At 70.3% G+C, this 18,673-nt stretch carries 15 protein-coding genes, 1 tRNA gene and 1 pseudogene; 6 read left to right on the plus strand and 11 right to left on the minus strand.

Translation table 11 applies throughout. The features are described from left to right. Together IR212_RS10870 and IR212_RS10875 are read right to left on the minus strand one after the other, a co-directional pair. Window positions 1-97: transfer RNA gene (locus tag IR212_RS10870), tRNA-OTHER, on the minus strand. 436 nt (window positions 98-533) lie between these two features. After that, window positions 534-713: an excisionase family DNA-binding protein gene (locus IR212_RS10875; RefSeq protein WP_228479277.1), complete on the minus strand. Its 180-nt coding sequence runs from the start codon at window positions 711-713 to the stop codon at window positions 534-536. Window positions 714-825: 112 nt separating this feature from the next. Between IR212_RS10875 and IR212_RS10880 the strand changes: the two genes are divergently transcribed. Next, window positions 826-1,440, plus strand: coding sequence for a hypothetical protein (locus IR212_RS10880; RefSeq protein WP_194395941.1), 615 nt, complete (start codon window positions 826-828; stop codon window positions 1,438-1,440). A gap of 350 nt (window positions 1,441-1,790) precedes the next feature. Here IR212_RS10880 and IR212_RS10885 read toward each other — a convergent pair whose 3' ends face one another. From IR212_RS10885 to IR212_RS10895, 4 genes are all read right to left on the minus strand, one after another. Continuing rightward, window positions 1,791-3,242, minus strand: coding sequence for a DUF2254 domain-containing protein (locus IR212_RS10885; protein WP_194395942.1), 1,452 nt, complete (start codon window positions 3,240-3,242; stop codon window positions 1,791-1,793). 26 nt (window positions 3,243-3,268) lie between these two features. Beyond that, window positions 3,269-3,403 (minus strand): hypothetical protein, encoded by a 135-nt coding sequence (locus IR212_RS17245; protein ID WP_273542093.1) that lies wholly within the window; start codon window positions 3,401-3,403, stop codon window positions 3,269-3,271. Window positions 3,404-3,479: 76 nt separating this feature from the next. Then, complete coding sequence (locus IR212_RS10890) at window positions 3,480-4,220, minus strand: cytochrome c biogenesis CcdA family protein (RefSeq protein WP_194395943.1); 741 nt, start codon at window positions 4,218-4,220, stop codon at window positions 3,480-3,482. Between the two features lie 9 nt (window positions 4,221-4,229). After that, window positions 4,230-4,781, minus strand: coding sequence for a thioredoxin family protein (locus tag IR212_RS10895; protein WP_194395944.1), 552 nt, complete (start codon window positions 4,779-4,781; stop codon window positions 4,230-4,232). A 295-nt stretch (window positions 4,782-5,076) separates the two neighbouring features. Between IR212_RS10895 and IR212_RS10900 the strand changes: the two are divergent. Beyond that, window positions 5,077-6,986, plus strand: a pseudogene (locus IR212_RS10900) (heavy metal translocating P-type ATPase). A gap of 117 nt (window positions 6,987-7,103) precedes the next feature. Continuing rightward, complete coding sequence (locus tag IR212_RS10905) at window positions 7,104-9,818, plus strand: non-ribosomal peptide synthetase (RefSeq protein ID WP_194395945.1); 2,715 nt, start codon at window positions 7,104-7,106, stop codon at window positions 9,816-9,818. On the opposite strand, the gene IR212_RS10910 is transcribed toward IR212_RS10905, so the two are convergent. The 4 genes from IR212_RS10910 to adhP all read right to left on the minus strand — a co-directional run bounded on the left by IR212_RS10910 (window position 9,742) and on the right by adhP (window position 14,700). After that, window positions 9,742-10,908, minus strand: coding sequence for an ABC transporter ATP-binding protein (locus IR212_RS10910; protein ID WP_194395946.1), 1,167 nt, complete (start codon window positions 10,906-10,908; stop codon window positions 9,742-9,744). The genes IR212_RS10905 and IR212_RS10910 overlap by 77 nt on opposite strands. After that, window positions 10,905-12,395 carry an ABC transporter permease gene (locus IR212_RS10915; RefSeq protein WP_228479278.1) on the minus strand — a complete coding sequence of 497 codons (1,491 nt, stop codon included), beginning with the start codon at window positions 12,393-12,395 and terminating at the stop codon, window positions 10,905-10,907. The genes IR212_RS10910 and IR212_RS10915 overlap by 4 nt, the downstream gene beginning before the upstream one ends. 62 nt (window positions 12,396-12,457) lie before the next feature. After that, a complete protein-coding gene (locus IR212_RS10920) occupies window positions 12,458-13,507 on the minus strand; it encodes an iron ABC transporter substrate-binding protein (RefSeq protein WP_194395947.1) in 1,050 nt (349 codons plus the stop codon). Window positions 13,508-13,662: 155 nt separating this feature from the next. Beyond that, entirely contained in the window at window positions 13,663-14,700 is a 1,038-nt protein-coding gene (gene adhP, locus IR212_RS10925; RefSeq protein ID WP_194395948.1) for an alcohol dehydrogenase AdhP, read from the minus strand. A 211-nt stretch (window positions 14,701-14,911) separates the two neighbouring features. Here adhP and IR212_RS10930 point away from each other — a divergent pair, with 211 nt between their 5' ends. The 3 genes from IR212_RS10930 to IR212_RS10940 all read left to right on the plus strand — a co-directional run bounded on the left by IR212_RS10930 (window position 14,912) and on the right by IR212_RS10940 (window position 18,178). Continuing rightward, on the plus strand, window positions 14,912-15,748 hold the full coding sequence (locus IR212_RS10930; RefSeq protein ID WP_194395949.1) for a wax ester/triacylglycerol synthase domain-containing protein: 837 nt from the start codon (window positions 14,912-14,914) through the stop codon (window positions 15,746-15,748). Window positions 15,749-15,821: 73 nt separating this feature from the next. After that, the gene (locus tag IR212_RS10935) at window positions 15,822-17,546 is read left to right on the plus strand and encodes a sensor histidine kinase (RefSeq protein WP_194395950.1); all 1,725 of its coding nucleotides are present in this window, start codon (window positions 15,822-15,824) and stop codon (window positions 17,544-17,546) included. After that, a complete protein-coding gene (locus tag IR212_RS10940) occupies window positions 17,543-18,178 on the plus strand; it encodes a response regulator (protein WP_194395951.1) in 636 nt (211 codons plus the stop codon). Before IR212_RS10935 ends, IR212_RS10940 begins: the two co-directional genes overlap by 4 nt. A gap of 18 nt (window positions 18,179-18,196) precedes the next feature. On the opposite strand, the gene IR212_RS10945 is transcribed toward IR212_RS10940, so the two are convergent. Further along, window positions 18,197-18,670, minus strand: a complete 474-nt coding sequence (locus tag IR212_RS10945) for a hypothetical protein (protein ID WP_194395952.1) — start codon at window positions 18,668-18,670, stop codon at window positions 18,197-18,199. Between the last annotated feature and the right edge of the window lie 3 nt (window positions 18,671-18,673).

Raw genomic sequence — 18,673 nt, forward strand, 5'->3', positions numbered from 1 at the left:
TGCGCCGGTTCGATTCGAACGAACACCTCCCGCTCTGAGGAGCCCTGTTCTCGGGCTGATGAAGGCGGGCGCCCTTGCCGTATTAGACCATCGACGCTGTTGCGAAAATATCATGTCGTATCTGCCCGAGCCGTCCTTTTCAGAGCTTCCCCTCATTTCCCCGCGAGCGCTGGCCCGAGCGCCCAGGCAACCATCAGGATGCGACCGCGCGGGTGGCGCAGTCAGGCCACCTCTCCGCTAATTGTGCGCCCACTACGGCGACGACCCGAGGCAAGAGCGCCGAGACGGCAAGCGGCACCGCGCAGCCACGAGCGGCGGGGCGGTGAGGTCGGGCGTGACGCACCCCTGCGCGCCGTCCCGCGGGTCAACCCTCGTCAGCAGTTGAGTCCACGACATATGGTGCCGCCCGACTGATGTTCGCGATTTGGTCGAGCGCCCGCTGAGCGCTCCTCATCGTGGCGGTGCCCGCAGAAGTATCGGACCGAGCCTGCCGGTTGCTTCGACGTTGGGCTGCAGCGCTTGTCGCGCCGCAATCAGGCGTCGACGCCGAAGGCGCGCAGCAGCGGGACGCGGGGGATCATCCGGCGCGGGCCGAGTTGGATCGTGGGGATGGTCCCGCTCTCGATGCCGAGCTTGATCGTGCGGTAGTCGACCCCGACGAGCTTCGCGGCCTCCTTCATCGTCAGGGCAAGCGAATTCGGCGATGAGTTCATGACTTTCTCCTTCGCTGGATGGTAGATGTCATCACTTGCTCACGCACTGTACACCCGTGATTGCTCGATGTCATCACTTGCTCGCGATTCCTGAAACTGGGAAACTCGCAGCATGCCTGAACTCTCGATCGAGCTGATCGACGACGAGATCCTCGATGCCGGCGACGGCATTCACATTCCACGCTCGTGGGTCGCCGTCGTGACTGGCCTTCCCGACATTCCGGGTGCCGTGCGCGCGCACGTCGTGTACGACCCGACGCTGCGGCGGGCAGCGGCTGAGTCGATTCGAGTGGATCGGAGCGGCCAGGGCGATGAGGTGACCACCACGCTGCTGCGCGACCTCCGAGTTCAGGCCATCGTCAAGTGGGCTGCAGCTCGCGTTATCCGAATCGACGGCGGTCTGTCCGAGCCCGAGACCTACGGACAATACCTGACACGGCTGAAGGCGGACGAGTCGCGCTCGGAGGAACAGAACCTGCGTGAGGCGGTCAGGCTCTACCGGCTCGCCTCGGTCATCAACGACGGTCCACTCAAGCTCGTCTCGGAACAGCTCGGCGTCAGTGTCAGCACCGCGACGCGCATGATGAATCGGGCGCGGATTGCCGGCCTCGTCGACGAGGCCACTGGTCGCGAGGTGCTTGTCCAGGCTCGCGAGCAGCAGCTCCGCGAGCAGTTCACCAACCCCTCGGTCAGGCCACGTTCACCGGGGCCCTCGATCGGTCGCTGACAACATCGAGATCCGTTAAGCCGTATTTGAGCACTCTGCGAAGCAAGACGCGCGTCTGCGAGCAGAGCGCCCAAAATCACGCCCTTCAACTAGCGGCCAATACCGACTTGCCCGCATTCAGTTCTGAGGTGAGCCTGAGATCCTCTCCAGCAGTGGCAAGTCTTGCCCGCATTTTGGCCGCATTCTATTCGCCGCTGGCTGTTTTCGGACGTCGTTCGATGTCGTCGTGGTCCTGACAACCCGCGGAATTACGCGGAAGTTGCCGCTCGGCGTTGCTATGCAGAATGCTCAAAACGTTTTCGAGTCCCTCCAGGGGCGTCCTCCCGAAACCCCACGACGCGCGCTGGAGGTCATCGAGGGCGCGAGCGCCTGAGCGGCGCCGGCGAGGCAGCACCTTCGTCTTCCTCCAGAGCGAGGGCGAGGTGCTGCCGCGCGGCCAGCGCCGCACGCAGGGTCTTCTCCGAAGTCGCTGGGTCGACACGATCGCCCTCCAGTTGCTGCGCGAGAGCGTCCAGCTGCCCGATCAGTGATCGCAGGACGTCTCTGTTTCGGGTCGAGCTCGACACCTCCTCGATGAGCTGAATGAAGCGCGCGACGACTGACTGATCGCCAGATCCGTAGTGTCGGATCGGCTCAAGCGCGGCCTCGAGGTCATCGGCCGCGGCGGTTCGATGAGTCACGACTCGGAGTAGGCCCGTGGGGCCCGCGACCGCCTCGGGCGGCCGCGGCATGGCGACCGCCTTGATCAGGATGGCGCTGAGGTGGCCGACGGCATGCACGGCGGTCGTCGGGTCGTTCACGCCCGGCGACAGCGCCCGCAAAGCGATGTCCACGATCTGCTGCATGCCGTACCGGATGTCTTCGACACTGGTCCGCTCGAACCGGATGGCGTAGATCCTGCGGATCTTCTCGGCGATCACGGGCTCATCGGCCGAGCCGGCCTCCTCGTCGGGCACCCACCACCTGGCGAGATCAGTCCCTGCCACGATGTTGTCGCCGACCTGCCGCAGCTCCTCGACGACGATGCCATGATCCTCGGCGAGCTGCACCAGGGTGGGAAGGTCACCCCCGGTGATGAACCCGCTGGCCGTTGCTCGGACGGTGGTCGGGCCGCGTGGGACGACAGCCTGCCCGTGGAAGGCGGAGACCGCTTCGCTGCGGTCGCCGACGAGGCGGACGGCGCGGTCGGTCTCGGCGTGGATGTCTTTCAGCATCGTCTCGACGCGGAGCTGCTTCGCCAGGTGGGCGAGGAAGAAGATGAGCATCACCACGCTGACGATCGTCAGCACGAACGCGACCGTCACGGAGATCCTGGGAACGAATTCCGGCGTATCTTCCGAAGGCGAGCGGACAGAGCGAAGCACCGTGATCGCATACGCGAATGTCCCCAGAAACGCAGCGAGCGTCCAGTGAACCTGACGGTCACGCGCGAACAGCCGCAGTACGCGGGGAGAAGCCTGGGTGCTCGCAAGCTGCAGGGCGATCACAGTCAGAGAGAAGGTGAGCGACGTCGCGGTGATGAGCGACCCGGCGATGGATGACAAGACGGATCGCGCCGTGTCAGCGCCGCCGTTGAACACGGCCGAATCGACGGCATCCGGAAGACTGGCGTCGACGAGCAGGTCGACGCGAGGCAGGAGGATGCCCAGAGCGACCGCAACCGCGATGACCGCGAGGGGCAGGGGCCAGAGCCGCGACTCCACGGACTCCGAGAGCCGGGCGTACCAAGCCGACCCCGGGCCGCGGCCGCTCGACCCTCGCGCTCGGGACCCCGTCGCCGCGCGGCTCGTGTGCTCCGCCATGCCCGACTCCTCCCGCCTGCCGAATCTCACTTCTCAGGGCGAGGGATGCCGCTGAGACTGGAGCCGCTGCCCAGCTCGCTCATCGCGATCACGCTGATCCGGCCGTTGCCCCCCAAGACCACCACGACGCGGGCGACGTCTGACCAGCTGTCGACCCACATGCTCGAACTCTAGGAGAGACCTTCCTGCCGGCCCATCGGGTTGTGTGGCGGGAACGGAGGCGCTACCGGCGGCGCCTCATCCGGCACCGATCCACTCCTCGAATTGGGCGATCGGGTCGTAGATCCCCGCGTCCAGGATCCACGTCTGCAGCTGCTTGTCGAATCCCGTGATGACCGCCACTCCCACGAGCACGAAGAGCACGCCGACCGTCCGACGGAACCACCCGTCGGGCTTCGCCATCCACCCCAGCCGCCGCACGAGACGGCGGCCCAGGAGAGCGATGAGGAGCAGCATCCCGGCGAGGCCCACCGCATACGCGACGACATACGCGAGACCCTCCAGGAACGAGACGGGCAGCACCGCAGCGATGATCAGCGCGTACGTGGGGCTGCAGCTCGAGAAAACCGGCCCGAGCGCGGCGCCCGTAAGGATGTCGCCGCTGAAGCTCTGACGCGCCACCGATCGGTCGAGTGCCTCGCCGGCACGCGCCGGCAGGTGGAGCCGCGCCGAGACTCGCTCCCACAGGGCCGGAACGAGCAGGTCGATCCCGAGGAGAATGACGATGAGGCCCGACACGACCTGCCAGACCTGTGGGGGGATGCCCAGCAGCGCGGTCGTCGCTTTCAGCGCGAGAGTGAAGACGACAACGCTCACGGCGAGAGATGCCGCGATCACGTACGGACGCCAGCGCTCCCGCCGGGCACCGCCATCGCGGACGATCGATCCTCCCACGATGATCGGCAGCAGAGGCAGCACACACGGCGCGGCCACGGTGAGGATTCCCGCAGCCAGTGCACCGATCAGCGAAGCGGTCATGGCGCCCGATCAGGGGATGGCGGCCACGAGGGAGTCGACGGACGGATCGTCGTAGAGAACGGTCGACGAGATCGCCTCACCGGCATCATCGACGAAGACGATCGTGGTCTGCAGCGTGACGCCGTACTTCTGCCGCAGATCGGTGCGACTGTCGTAGTCCACTTTGAACACGGTGAGCCCGTCGGGAACCCCCTCGGCACGCAGGGCTTCGTCGAGCGCGCGGCACTGCGGGCACCAGGACGCGTGAAAGAACAACGCCTTCGTCCCGGTCGTTGCCTCGATCAGGCCGTCGGAATAGTCCACGTATGCGCCCGGCGGCGCCGACGGAGTCGGCGAGCTATCGTCGGACGCACCATCTCCTGGTGGAGTCGTCGGGTCAGGCGTTGGAGACCGCCCATCCGAGACGGTCGGTGCGGTCGACGTTCCGGTCGTGTCCGTGGCGGTGGCACAACCGGTCATCGCGAGCAGGCTTGCGATGAGGAAAGTCAGCGTTGCGGGAGCGCGCAGGCACATGTCGATGACCTCGCTTCGGCGGGCGCGAGCATGCCCGCTCAGGTCCACGCTAGTCACACCGGCCCTCGGCGGTCCCCTGCCGATCTTGCGATCTTGTGACGATTTGGTGTTCCTCGTGCCCTCTCCCGTGCGTGCGCGGCGCGTGCTGGTGCAGACGCCTCCACGCTGACCGCACCCCGGCGACCGGTGCGTCGTCGCTGGCGTGGGCGGTCGGACGGCAAGGCCGCGGGACCATAGACCCCTGCTGGCGCGAATCGCTGAGCGTAGCGTGCACTCGACGCGGCCGGCGCGGATCGCCGCAGTGGTACGAGCCGTGGGAAGGCGAGATGCTGAGGACGTGGCGATGATTCGCGCAATCCGGCGGTACCCCGTGATCATCGCGTCCGTGGCGGCGCTCGGCGTGGTGCTGACACTGCAGTTCGCCGGCGCGCTGACCGCGGCCCGATGGGTGGCGACCGCGTACGTCGCGGCGTTCATCGCGTGGACGATCGTCGGAATGGTGCGAGACGTGCTCCGCGGGCACGTCGGGCTCGACATCCTCGCGGTGGTCGCGATGGTCGCGGCGCTCGCCGTCGGCGAGTACCTCGCCGCTCTGATCGTCGTCTTGATGCTCTCCGGCGGGGAGGCGCTGGAGGACTACGCCGGCAGGCGGGCCCGGCGCGACCTGACCGCGCTGCTGGACCGATCGCCACGGATCGCACATGTCCTCCGTGCGGACTCCGGAGGCTCCGAAGACGTGTCGGACCTCCCCGTGGACGATGTCGCCATCGGCGACGTCCTGCTGGTGCGGCCATCGGAGATCGTGCCGGTCGACGGAGTCCTCCTGAGCGCCGGCGGGACGTTCGACGAGTCCTCCCTCACCGGCGAGAGCATGCCGGTGACCCGGGAGGCGGGAAGCGAGGTGATGTCGGGATCGATCAACGGGACGCGCGCGGTGACGATGCGGGCGACCCGCCTCAGCCGCGACAGCCAGTACCAGCAGATCGTCGCCCTGGTCCGGGGAGCGCAGGAATCCCGGGCGCCCGTCGTCCGCCTCGCCGACCGCTTCGCGATCCCCTTCACGGCGGTCTCCCTCGTCCTGGCCGGCACCGCGTGGGCCCTCTCAGGCGACCCCACGCGGTTCGCCGAAGTGCTGGTCCTCGCCACGCCCTGCCCGCTCCTCATCGCCGCCCCGGTGGCCTTTCTCGGCGGACTGTCCCGGGCGGCGAAGGATGGCGTGATCATCAAGAGCGGCGCCGTCATCGAACAGCTGGCCCGCGTGCGCACGATCGCGTTCGACAAGACGGGAACCCTGACCGAGGGACGGCCGGATCTCATCGCCATCCGTCCGGCAGGAGGCTTCGACGCCGCCGACGTGCTGCAGCTCGCCGCATCCGCAGAGCAGTATTCGTCCCACGTTCTCGCTGAGGGCGTTCGACGTGCCGCCATGGACCGCGGCGTGGAGCTCCTGACGTCGGATGACGCCTCCGAGGTGGCCACGAACGGCGTCGAAGCCGTGTTCGACGCCGGCACGTGGCGGTCGGCAAGCGCTCCTTCGTCGCCGCTCTCGCACCGGACACGGTTCCCGCCGCCCTCACGCAGGGACAGGCGGCCGCTTATGTCGCGGTGGACGGATGCTTCGCCGGCACTCTCATCCTCGCCGACGATCCACGACCCGAGTCCTCCCAGGTCGTCGCCTGGCTCCGTGCGAACGGGATCGAGCGGATCGCGATGCTGACGGGCGACGCCTCCGCCACGGCCGCATCGATCGCCCAGCAAGTGGGTATCGATGAGGTCCACGCCGAGATGCTTCCGCCCGACAAGGTCCAGCTCGCACGCGAGATGCGCCCGCGCCCCATGATGATGGTCGGCGACGGGGTCAACGATGCGCCGGTGCTGGCGGCATCCGATGTCGGCGTCGCGATGGGCGCGAAGGGCGCGACGGCAGCCGGTGACGCCGCCGACGTCGTGGTCCTCGTGGACTCGCTGACCGAGGTCGTCGACGCGATCGCCATCGGCCGGCACACGCTGCAGGTGGCTCTCACTGCGATCTGGATCGGCATCGGATTGAGCATCGGGCTGATGCTCGTCGCCATGACCGGCGTCATCCCCGCCGTCGCGGGCGCGCTCATCCAGGAGCTCGTGGATCTCGCAACGATTCTCTACGCGCTCCGCGCGCTGGGAGGGCGGCTTCCCTCCGCAGCATCCCTCCCGCCATCGGCGACGTCCACGCCCGATGCCGGCCACGCGCGGGCGGACTCGATGAAGCGGTGATCCGGCGGCAGGCGCCGTCACACTCAGGGCACGACAGTCAGCGGAGGTTAGGATAGCCAAACCTGCCCTGATCGTCGCGTGCTCCTCCGGCTCGCACTCTCGGAGGACCCATCCCCCATGACTGCAACCGCAACCGCGCTCGGCTTCTCTCTGCTGGGTGGCAGGGCGCACGACACGGCGCTGATCGCGGACGGCGCACGCATCGATTACGCCGAGCTGAGCGACCGCGTGCGACGCCGGCGAGACGAGCTCGGCGGCATCCGACGACTCGTCATGATCGCAGCGAGCAACGCGCTCGAGCCGATCGTGACGTACCTCGCGGCACTGGAGGGCGGTCACCCCGTGCTGCTCGTGGACGGTTCGGACGCCGAGGGCCCCCGGGCCCATCGCGACGCGCTGGTCAGCCGGTTCGACCCCGATGTCATCGCCGCGGACGGCCCGTCGGGCTGGGTGCTGGACGAGCGTCGCCCCGGCAGCCGCCACGACCTCCACCCCGACCTCGCGATGCTCTCGAGCACGTCGGGGTCGACTGGATCGCCGAAGCTCGTGCGGCTCTCGGCCGAGAACATGCGCAGCAACGCCGCCGCCATCGCCGAGTACCTGCGGCTCGACCCGAGCGACCGAGCCGCGACCACGCTGCCGCTGCAGTACTGCTACGGCCTCTCGGTCGTGAACAGCCACCTGCTCGCGGGGGCCAGCCTGCTGCTCACCGACCGGTCGGTCACCGACGAGGAGTTCTGGGCTCAGGCGCGGCGGGAGGGCGTGACGTCGTTCGCGGGAGTGCCGTACACCTTCGAGCTGCTCGAAGCCGGCGGCTTCGCCACCCGCGACCTGCCCTCGCTGCGGTACGTCACCCAGGCTGGCGGGCGCATGGCGCCCGACACGGTGCGCCGATTCGCGCGCCTCGGCCGCGAGCGCGGTTTCGAGCTGTACGTCATGTACGGGCAGACCGAGGCCACCGCCCGCATGGCCTACCTCCCGCCCGAGCTCGCCGAGACCCACGCGGGCGCCATCGGACGGCCGATCCCGGGCGGCACGTTCCGCATCGACGCCGCCGACGAGGCCGGCACCGGGGAACTGGTCTATCAGGGGCCGAACGTCATGATGGGGTACGCGCAGACTCCCGAGGACTTCGCACTCGGTCCCGACGCGACCGAGCTGCGCACCGGCGACGTGGCGCGACGTCGCGACGACGGGCTGTACGAGATCGTCGGCCGGATCAACCGGTTCGTGAAGGTGTTCGGGCTTCGGCTCGACCTCGACCGCATCGAGCAGCTGCTGGAGGAGGAGGGCATCGAGACGCGCGCCACGACCGTCGACGAGCGTCTGCTGCTTTTCGCGACCTCCGAGCGCGCGGCCGAGCGAGCCCGTGCGCGTGCCGCCGCGCTGACCGGCGTGCCGGCGCACATCATCTCGGCCTACGCCGTCGCGGAGTTCCCCCGCACGGCCAACGGCAAGCGCGACTACGCCGCCCTGGCGCGCTACGCCGAACTCAGCGACCGCACCGCCCCGGCTGCCGGCGCAAGCGCGGCGCAGGGTGCAGCGGTGACGGCCGAGGGCGTCCGCGATCTCTACGCCGCGCTGCTGGGCGAACCGGGCGCCGGCCTCGACGACTCGTTCGCGGCGCTCAGCGGAGACTCGCTCAGCTACGTCGAGATCTCGCTGCGCCTGGAGGACCTGCTCGGCACGTTGCCGCGCGAGTGGCCCGCTCTCACCCCGCGCGAGCTGGCGGCATCGGCCGCTCCGGCCGCGGTCACTGCGGCGGAGGATGCCGCCGCGACGGCGACCGCCATTGCGACCGCGCCGCACTCCGCGGCCACGCCGCCCGCGCCGCCCTCCGCGACTGCGGCGCCGAGAGGCCGGGCAACGCCACGACGGCGCCGAGCGTGGACGCGACTCGAGACGCCCGTCGTGCTACGCGCCGCCGCCATCTTCCTCATCGTGGCCACGCACGCCGACCTCCTCACCCTGAAGGGCGGCGCGCACCTGCTGCTGGCCGTCGCCGGCTACAACCTGGCGCGATTCCAGCTGGCGACCTCGACCGGCACCGGGCGGCTGCGGCGGCTGGGGCGGCTGGGGCGGCTGGGGCGCAGCGCATCACAGCTCGTGGTGCCGGCCGTGCTCTGGATCGGCGCTGTCGCGCTGGTCACCGGCCAGTATGCGCCGACGACCGTCGCCCTCGTCAACAACCTGGTGCCCGGCGACGGCCGGTGGAACGAGCAGTGGCAGTTCTGGTTCCTGGAGGCGATGCTGTGGGCCCTCGTCGGCGCGGCTCTGCTCCTCGCGGTGCGACCGGTCGACCGGCTGGAGCGCCGCGCGCCCTTCGCGTTCGCGCTCGCCCTCTTCGCCGTCGCCCTCGCGGCGCGGTTCGTGACGACGGGCCTGACCGCCGAGCACGTGGAGCGCTACACCGCCATCGGGGTGCTCTGGCTGGTGGCACTCGGCTGGCTCATCGCGCGCGCAGACACCACCGCCCGCCGCGCGGTGGTGTCGGTCGTGGCCGTCGCATCGGTGTGGGGCTTCTTCGGCGAACCCGTCCGCGAAGCCATCGTCGCCGTCGGCATCCTGGCGCTCGTGTGGGTTCGCGCGATCCCTGTCCCCCGCATCGCCGTACCGCTGCTGGTCACGGTCGCCGCCGCATCGCTGTTCGTCTACCTCACGCACTGGCAGGTCTACCCGCCGTTCGAGCAGACCGCGCCGTGGCTGGGCACACTGCTGTCCTTCGCCGTCGGCGTGCTGGCGTACCGCGCCTACGTCACCCTGAGCGGCGCGGCTCCACGAGCGGTGAAGCAGCTGCGGGCGCGCGGTCGGCGGCGGGCTGCGCGGCCATGAGGCTCCCCGTCGTCGGCTCGCCGGCGGCGGCATACAGCACGACGCCCCCCTCGACGACGACGCGCACCGCGGTGCCGGGGGCGAAGGCCGCCGCCCGGTGCTGCGGCACCCGGTACATCAGCTCGGTCGAGAGCTCCCCCGATCCGACGCTGAGCCGAAGGTCGGCGGTCGAGCCTGCCGGACGCACCGCCGTCACGACCCCGTTGGCCACCGGCGCCAACGTCGCGGCCGCGCCGTGCGCGAGCGCCGCGATCCGCAGCTGCGCCGGCCGCACCATCGCACGCACCCGCGCAGCCCCGCCGGAGAGGTCGTGGCGCACCGCGAGGCGGCCGAATCCGCACTCGACGCCGTCAGCGTCGACGCGGGCGGGGACCACGAGGGCATCGCCGAGGAAGAGGGCGACGGATGCATCGACCGGCGCGTCGTAGACGGCCATCGGGTCGCCCGACTGCACCAGGCGGCCGCCGACCAGCACGCCCACCTGGTGGCCGAACGACAGCGCCTCGTGCTGGTCGTGCGTGACCAGCACGGCGGTGACGCCGCTGCGCTCGAGCACGTCGACGACCGCATCCCGCGTCGCCGAACGCAGTCCGGTGTCCAGCGCGCTGAACGGCTCGTCGAGGAGGATCATGCGCGGCCGCTGGGCGAGGGCCCGCACGAGGGCCACCCGCTGCTGCTGCCCGCCCGAGAGCTCGTGCGGCATGCGGTCGGCGAACTCCGGCGGGAGCGACGCGAGCTCCAGCAGCTCACGCACGCGCTGGGCCCGGCCCGCCCCGCGGGGGAGGCCGAAGGCGATGTTGCGTCCCACCGACAGGTGCGGGAAGAGCGCGCCGTCCTGCGCCACGTAGCCGATGCCGCGGCGATGGGTCGCAACGCTGCGGCCCGGTCGCGACAGCTCCTCGCCGCCCAGGCTGATCCTGCCGGCATCCGGATCCACGAACCCTGCGACCAGACGCAGCAGCGTCGTCTTGCCGCTGCCCGATGCCCCCACCAGCGCGAGGCGGGTGCCGCGGGGCACCTCGAGTGAGACGTCGCGCAGCACCTGGCTGCCGCCGAAGGACTTCGACACGCCGTCCAGTCGCAGGGTCATCGCACGGTCCTCCCCGTCGCGTGGGCGAACATCAGCGCGACCGCAGGCACCGACAGCAGCACGAGCAGAACGGCGTAGGGCGCTGCGGCGGGATAGTCGAGAGCGGATGCCGCGGACCAGAAGCTCGTCGCGACGGTGCTGGTGCCCGTGGGGGCCAGCAGGAGCGTGGCCGTGAGCTCATTGGCCGCCCCGAGCGCGACGAGGGCCGCTCCCGCTCCGATCGACGGAAGCAGCAGGGGCATGGTGACGCGCATACGGGCCGCCGCCGGCGACACCGCCAGGGCGCGCGCCGCCTCCTCCAGCGACTCCGGAACCTGCGAGAGGCCGGCGCGCAGGGGCACCAGCGCGCGAGGCAGGAAGATGACGACGTAGGCGGCGACGACCGTGAACGCCGTCTGGTACAGCGCCGGGGCGAACGCGAGGGTGGCCGCGACGAGGGCGAGGGCCACGATGATGGCCGGCAGGCTGCTGGCGAGGTACGCCGTGCCCTCGAGCACCCGGGACACCCGTCCGGGGTGACGCACCGCCAGCCATGCGAACGGAAAGGCGACGGCGATCGTGCACACGGCGCCGGCGACCGCGAGCCCGAGTGTCTGCAGCGCGGCCACCGCCACGTCGCCGAACGCGCCCGGATCGCTTCGCAGCAGCCACCGCGCGACGGTGCTGAGAGGCACCACGAGGGCGGCGGTGAGCACCACCGCGACCGCCATCAGGGCCGGCGCGGTGAAGCGACCCAGGCGAAGGGTCGCGGCCGGGTGCGGCGACCCGCCCCCGAGGCGGGCGTACCGTGCCCGACCGCGCGCGGCGGACTCGACGACCAGCAGCACCAGGCAGAGGAGAGCCAGCACGAGTCCGAGCGCTGCGGCGTTCGGACCGGCGAACGTGCTCTGGTAGGCGACCACGATCGCGGTGGTGAAGGTGTCGAAGCGCAGGAACGCGAACGCGCCGTACTCGGCGAGGAGGTGCAGGGCGACCACCAGCGCCCCGCCGAGCACGGCCAGACGCAGCTGGGGAGCGATGACGCGGAAGAACACGGCCCACGACCCCATGCCGAGGGTGCGCGCGGACTCCTCGAGCGCCGGGTCCATGCCCCGGATGGCGGCGAGCGCCGGCAGGTACACCAGCGGGAAGTACGCCAGCGTCGCCACCAGCACTGCCGCCCACAGCCCGTTGAGGGACGGCAGGGCGCTCGCCCACCCGTAGCTGGCGACGAACGCCGGGATCGCGAGCGGCGCGGCCAGCGCGACCTTGACGATGCCGCGGCCGGGGAGCGACGTGCGCTCGACGAGCCACGCCCCACCGACGCCGAGGACGATCGTGGCCGGCACGCCGATCAGCACGAGGAGCACCGTGTTGAGGAGGAGCTCGCCGACCTTGGGGCGCAGCACGAGCGTCGACAGCTGGTCCCAGCCCATGGCCACTGCCGCCTGGACGACGTACCCGATCGGAACGAGCGCGCCGACCGCCAGCACCACGACGACAGCCACGAGCGCGGCGGGCGGACGCCTCTCGGTCGCTCCGCCCGCCGTGGCGCGCGTCTCGAGCTGGGTCAGAGCAGACCGGCTTCCGTCATGAGCTCGATCACGGCGGGGCCGTTGAGCGTGGAGGGGTCGATCACGGGAGCGTCGAGGTCGGCGAGCGCGGGCAGTTCCGGCTTGGCGGCGACGTCGGACGCCACCGGGTACTCGAAGCTGTACCCCTCGCCGAGGATCGCCTGGCCCTGCTCTCCCGCGATGAAGGCGAGGAACTGCTGCGCCTCGTCGGGATGCGGCGCGTTCTCGAGAACGCCACCGCCCGACACGCTGACGAACGCGCCCGGGTCCTGGTTGCCGAAGTAGTGCAGCGCGGTGTCGGAGCTGTCCTCGGCCGCGGCATCCTGGTCGCGGTACCAGTAGTAGTGATAGATGATCCCGACCGGCACCTCGCCGGCGTTGACCGCCTTCATCGTGACGATGTTGTTCCGGTACTCCACGGCGTTCTCGGCCATGCCCTCCAGCCATGCGCGCGCGCCGTCCTCGCCCTGCGTGGCGAGCACGGCGGACACGATCGCCTGGAAGTCCGCCTTGGCGGGCGCGGCACCCCAGCGACCCTCCCACGCCGGCTCGGCGAGCTCGAGCAGCGATGCCGGCAGCTCGTCCTCTGCGATGAGGTCGGGGTTGTAGACGAGCACTGTCGAACGAGCCGCGATGCCGGTCCACAGCCCCGACGCCGGACGATACTGCTCGGGAACCAGGGCGAGGGTCTCGGCCTCAACCGGCGCGAACAGGCCGGCGTCCTCCACCAGCGACATCGCCGGTGAGTTCTCGGTGAGGAACACATCCGCCTTGGAGGCCGCTCCCTCCTGCACCAGCTGATTCGCGAGCTCGCTGTCGTCGCCGTTGCGCAGCACCACGTCGATGCCGGTCTCTGCGGTGAACGCCTCGGCCCACTCCTCGGTGAGCTGCTCGTGCTGTGCGTTGTAGACGACGAGCGCATCGGCGTCGGCGGACCCGTCGGCACCGGCGGCGCCGCCGGCGCAGCCGGCGAGAGCGAGGGCGGTGAGCACCGCGGGCCCTGCGATGAGGAGGCGGCGCGCGCGAGGGCGCAGGCGTGAAGGCATCGGACTACTCCTGGGAACGAGACAGGTAAGGCTAGCCTAAAGCACCGGCGACCCGGCGTTACGCGCACACCGCCGACGAGAGCGCCGCGCCGGGCGCGGAGCCGTGGCGCAGAGAGGGACGGATGCCGCGCGGCATCCGTCCCTCTTTCTCAAGGTCAGTCCTTCTGCATGATGTCTGCGGTGTCATAGGTGAAGACGAGCCGCGCCGGGACCGTGCCCTCGAGCACCTCGTCGACGGCGCTGTTCACCTGGTCGAGATCGCGGGTCTCGGTGATAACCCGCGTGCGTCCGGCGGCGTGCAGCGTGAAGACCTCGGTGAGATCCTGACGCGTTCCGACGATCGAGCCGATCACGCTGATGCCCTTGAGCACCGTCTCGAAGATCGGGAGCGTGATGGTTCCGTCGGCGGGCAGCGAGACCAGCACGAGCCGCCCGCCGCGGTTGAGGGCGTCGAACGACTGCCGGAAGACCGCCGGAGCGACAGCGAGGACGACGGCGACATCGGCACCCCCGAGATCGCGGATCGCCTCGACCGGGTCGGTGGTGCGGGCGTTCACCGTGTGGTCGGCACCGAGCTCGGTCGCCAGCGCCAGCTTCTCCTCGGTGACGTCGACGGCGATCACCTTCGCACCGACCAGCCGCGCATACTGCACGGCGAGGTGGCCGAGGCCGCCGATGCCGAACACCGCAACGGTCTCCCCCGGCACGACCCGCGCGTTCTTGATGGCGGCGTACGTCGTGACGCCGGCGCACGTCAGGGGCGCGGCATCCAACGGCGTGACGCCGTCCGGGACGACAACGGCGTAGCGGGCATCGGCGAGCATGAACTCCGCGTACCCGCCGTCGACCGCATAGCCGTTGTTGTACTGGCTCTCGCAGAGGTTCTCGCGGCCGTCCACGCAGTAGCGGCATTCGCCGCACGCGTGGCCGAGCCACGGCATCGCGACCCGCTGTCCGATCTGGCGGGAGGTCACCCCCTCCCCCAGCTGCTCGATGATGCCGACCCCCTCATGCCCGGGCACCAGTGGGAGCTTCGGCTTGACGGGCCAGTCACCGTGCATCGCGTGGATGTCGGTGTGACACAGTCCGCACGCCTCGAGCCGGATCAGGATCTGCCCGGGGCCCGGCTGCGGGATGGGACGCTCCTCGACCTGGGCCGGGGTGCCGAGCTCTCGGACGACTGCGCTTCGCATTGCTCTCTCCTCCGTGGAATCTGTACGAGACCAGCCTTTCGTCTGCGACCCGGCGCCACCGGGACGTAAGTCCCCCGACGGACCGCGAAGCGCACAGGACCATGGGCCCGGCCGCCTTCGCACGCCCCCCGCAAACTGGAAGCACGCCCGCGCTTCCGGCGCCGGCGACGCCCCGAGCAGATGCCTCGCCGGGGCGGGACGGAGAGCTTCGGTGCAACGGGAGCGACGGCTCGAGCCGGCCGACGAGGCCAACCTCGTCCTGGACCACCCGGGACAGGTCAACGTCTTCCTGGTCGCGGGGCTGCTGACCCGCGGCGGTTTCGTCGGCGGCGACGGGGTGCTGGACATGACGGCGGTGCGCGGGACGATCGCCCGCCGGGTGCAGGAACTGCCCACGTTGCGGCAGCTCCCGGTGCGGGCGGGTCGCCACCACGCGTGGGGAGAGCGCGAGCCCGACCTCGAGGCGCACGTCCGCCTGATCCCGCCTTTGGGGAGCAGGGATGACCTCGAACGGCGGTGCGGCGACCTGATGATCGAGCCGCTGCCGCTCACGCGGCCCCTGTGCGGCGATGCCGATGAGGCAGCCGATCGCGGCGAAGACCAGCACCGTCCGGGTGATCAGCTCCCCGTCGACGTCGGCCGAGCCGAAGTCGAAAGGGAAGACCCGCCACGTCATGACGATGAAGACGAGGGATGCGCCCGAGGCGAGCAGGTCGGTGAGGGCCCGCATCCACCGACGGTCGACCGCCACGTTCACGACGTTCCCGATGATCCCGACCGTGAGCGCGGCGTTGAGCGCCGGAACGACATCAACCGCACTGTCGCTCAGGAAAGGCACCGCCTGCCAGCCGGGAGCCACGTTGACCAGGTACAGCAGGACCGAATTGACCACCGCGGCGATGGTGTAGCCGAGGGCCCGTGTCGCACGGGCGCGCTGCCGGCGGGTGACCGGAGGGAGGGGGCTCATCGCGTGTGCGCTCATGACCTCACCCTGCTCCGCCGCGTCGACGGACGGGGTGCCGAAGGTCCCGCGATGCCACGGCGGTGACGGCGGCAGTGCCCTTGGCGGCATCCACCGAGGTGTCCTACTGTGGGCCTCGGCGTCGAGGGAGGCGGGGACGATGACGCAGGACGACCTGGGGTTCCCCGATGGACCGCGCCAGGATCTCGACGAGGCACTGGCGAGCCTGCTCGTGCAGGCCGAGCGGGTGCGCACGAGTCAGGGCCGGCTGCGCGCGCTGCTCGGCGCCACCCGGGCTGTGGTCGAGGAGAGCGATCTGAACTCCGTGCTCCGGCGGATCGCCGAAGCCGCCACGGCGCTCGTGAATGCGGAGTACGGAGCGCTCGGCGTGATCGCTCCGGAGCGGGACGCGCTCGAGGAGTTCATCTACGTGGGCCTCACCGAAGAACAGGCGGCGCGCATCGGACATCTGCCCACCGGTCACGGGCTCCTGGGAGCCCTCATCGAGGACCCCCGGCCCATCCGTCTTCCGCAGATGTCCAGCGACCCGCGCGCGGCGGGATTCCCGCCGCACCACCCGATGATGGAGTCGTTCCTCGGGGTGCCCGTCCGGGTTCGGGGCGAGATCTTCGGAAACCTGTACCTCACGAATCATCGCGAGGGCGCGTTCTCGGAAGAGGACGAGCGGCTCGTCGAGGCCTTGGCGACCACGGCCGGGTTCGCCGTCGAGAACGCGCGGCTCCTCGAGCAGGCGCGGACCCGCGAGCGGTGGATGACGGCGGCCGCCGAGCTGTCTGCGGCGCTGCTGTCGTCGTCCACCGAGACGGCGTTCGATCTCATCGCGGGCCGTCTGTTCGACGTGCCCGGCAGCGAGAAGGTGACCGTCCTGCTCGCCGACGAGACGACGTCGACGCTCAAGATCGTCGCCGCACGCGGCGACGACGAGGCGGAGCTGCTCGGAATGACGGTCGAGACGGATGCCACGTGCGCCGGCACGATCGTCACCTCGGGGCACGCCCACGCGGCCGGACGGGAGTCCGCGTCCGACAGCGACCCCGTGCGAATCTGCACCGACGGGCTCACGGGTCCTGTCGCTGCGGCGCCCCTCCGGACCCGGGGCAGGCTGTGGGGCGTCGTGTGCGCGGCGCGCGGGCCGCAACAGCGCCGCTTCACCGCCACCGAGCTGGCAAGCCTCGTGGACTTCGCCTCGCGCGCGACCATCGCGCTCGAGCTCGCCTATGCACGCGAGGAGAGTCAGCGGTCGCTCCTGGCCGAGGATCGCCGGCGCATCGCGCGCGACCTGCACGATCACGTGATCCAGCAGCTGTTCGGCACCGGGCTCACCCTGCAGGCCGTTGCCGGCAGCATTGCGCCGGGGCCGGAGGCGAACCGCCTGAACGAGTCGATCGACCAGCTGGACGATGCGATCTCGCAGATCCGCACCGTGGTCTTCGCGTTGTCCCGGCGGGATGAGAGCTCCCTCCGGCATCGCGTGATCGATGTCGTGGCCGACCTGTCGGCGGCGCTGCGGCATCCTCCCGCCATCCGGTTCACCGGACCCGTGGACCACGCGATCACCGGTCCGCTGCTGGAGGACGTGGTGGGAGTCGCCCGCGAGCTGCTCAGCAATGCGGTGAGGCACTCCGGCGCGGATCGGATCTCGATCGAGGTGGCCGTCGTCGGGGACGACGTCACGGTGCTGGTGGAGGACGACGGGGTCGGTGTCGACGAGGGCGGACGACGAAGCGGCCTGGCCAACCTGGCCGAGAGGGCGGCGGGGCGCGGCGGGGCCTTCCGCGTGGACTCCCGTGCCGGTGCGACGGCGGCGCGGTGGACCGCGCCGCTGCACTCCGGCCCGATCGACGGCGACGGAGGGATGGGATGATCGGCGTCTTCCTGGTGGACGACCATGAGATCGTGAGGCGCGGACTGTCGGACCTCGTCAGATCGCAGCCCGACCTGGAGGTCGTGGGCGAAGCCGGTACGGTGCGGCAGGCGATCGGCCGGATCGAGGCGACGCTGCCCGACGTGGCCGTGCTCGATGTGCGCCTGCCTGACGGCAGCGGCATCGACCTCTGCCGCGACATCCGCTCCCGCATCCCCACCGTCGCATGCCTCATCCTCACGGCCTACGACGACGACGCCGCGGTGAGCGCGTCCGTGCTCGCGGGCGCGGCGGGGTATGTGCTCAAGGACGTGGGCGGGCCACGTCTGGTCGATGCGATCCGCGCGGTCGCCGCCGGCCGATCACTGATGAACCACTCCGTGGTGCAGCGTGCCACGGCGAGGATCCGCGAGCGCGCGGACGATTCCGACCCCCGGCTCGGATCGCTGGGACTGCGCGAACGTCAGATCCTGCGCCTGATCGCCGACGGACTGACCAACCGTCAGATCGGCGAGAACCTCGGCATCGCAGAGAAGACGGTGAAGAACTACGTGTCCTCACTGCTGAGCAAGCTCGGTCTCGAGCGTCGCACGCAGGCGGCGGTGTTCGAACTCGAGCACCGGCACGACTGAGCCGAGCCGCGTCGCGGCTCAGCCGTGCGCGTGCGGTGCACGGCGAGACCGGGCCGGCACAAAGGTCGATCGATGGGCGGCCGTCACCTCGTCCAGGATGCCGAGCATCACCATCGTCAGCCCGAGCTCGGCCAAGCCGATGACGAAGTACAGCGCCTGCAGGAAGCTGAACGGGATGTAGACCATCTGCACGAAGATCCAGATGGCGCACGCGAAGCCGCCCGCGGCGGAGAACATGGTCTTCCAGCGGGACTCGGTCAGCACCGCCACGAACGCGATCGCGTGCACCCCGGCCACGAGCACGATGAGGAGCAGTCCCGGTACCAGGTACGACCGGAACGGCGAACCCTCGAGGTAGTCGCCGGGCGGGATCAGCACCGACGCCAGGTCGGGATCGATGCTCCCGATCATGAGCGCGAGACCTCCCGCGAGCGCGGTGACGGCCACGAAGGCCTGGATGATCAGCAGGGTCATCCGAGAGAAGCGCACCATGAC

Origin of the sequence: Microbacterium atlanticum, assembly GCF_015277815.1 — a bacterium.
In the GTDB taxonomy this organism is placed as follows: domain Bacteria; phylum Actinomycetota; class Actinomycetes; order Actinomycetales; family Microbacteriaceae; genus Microbacterium; species Microbacterium atlanticum.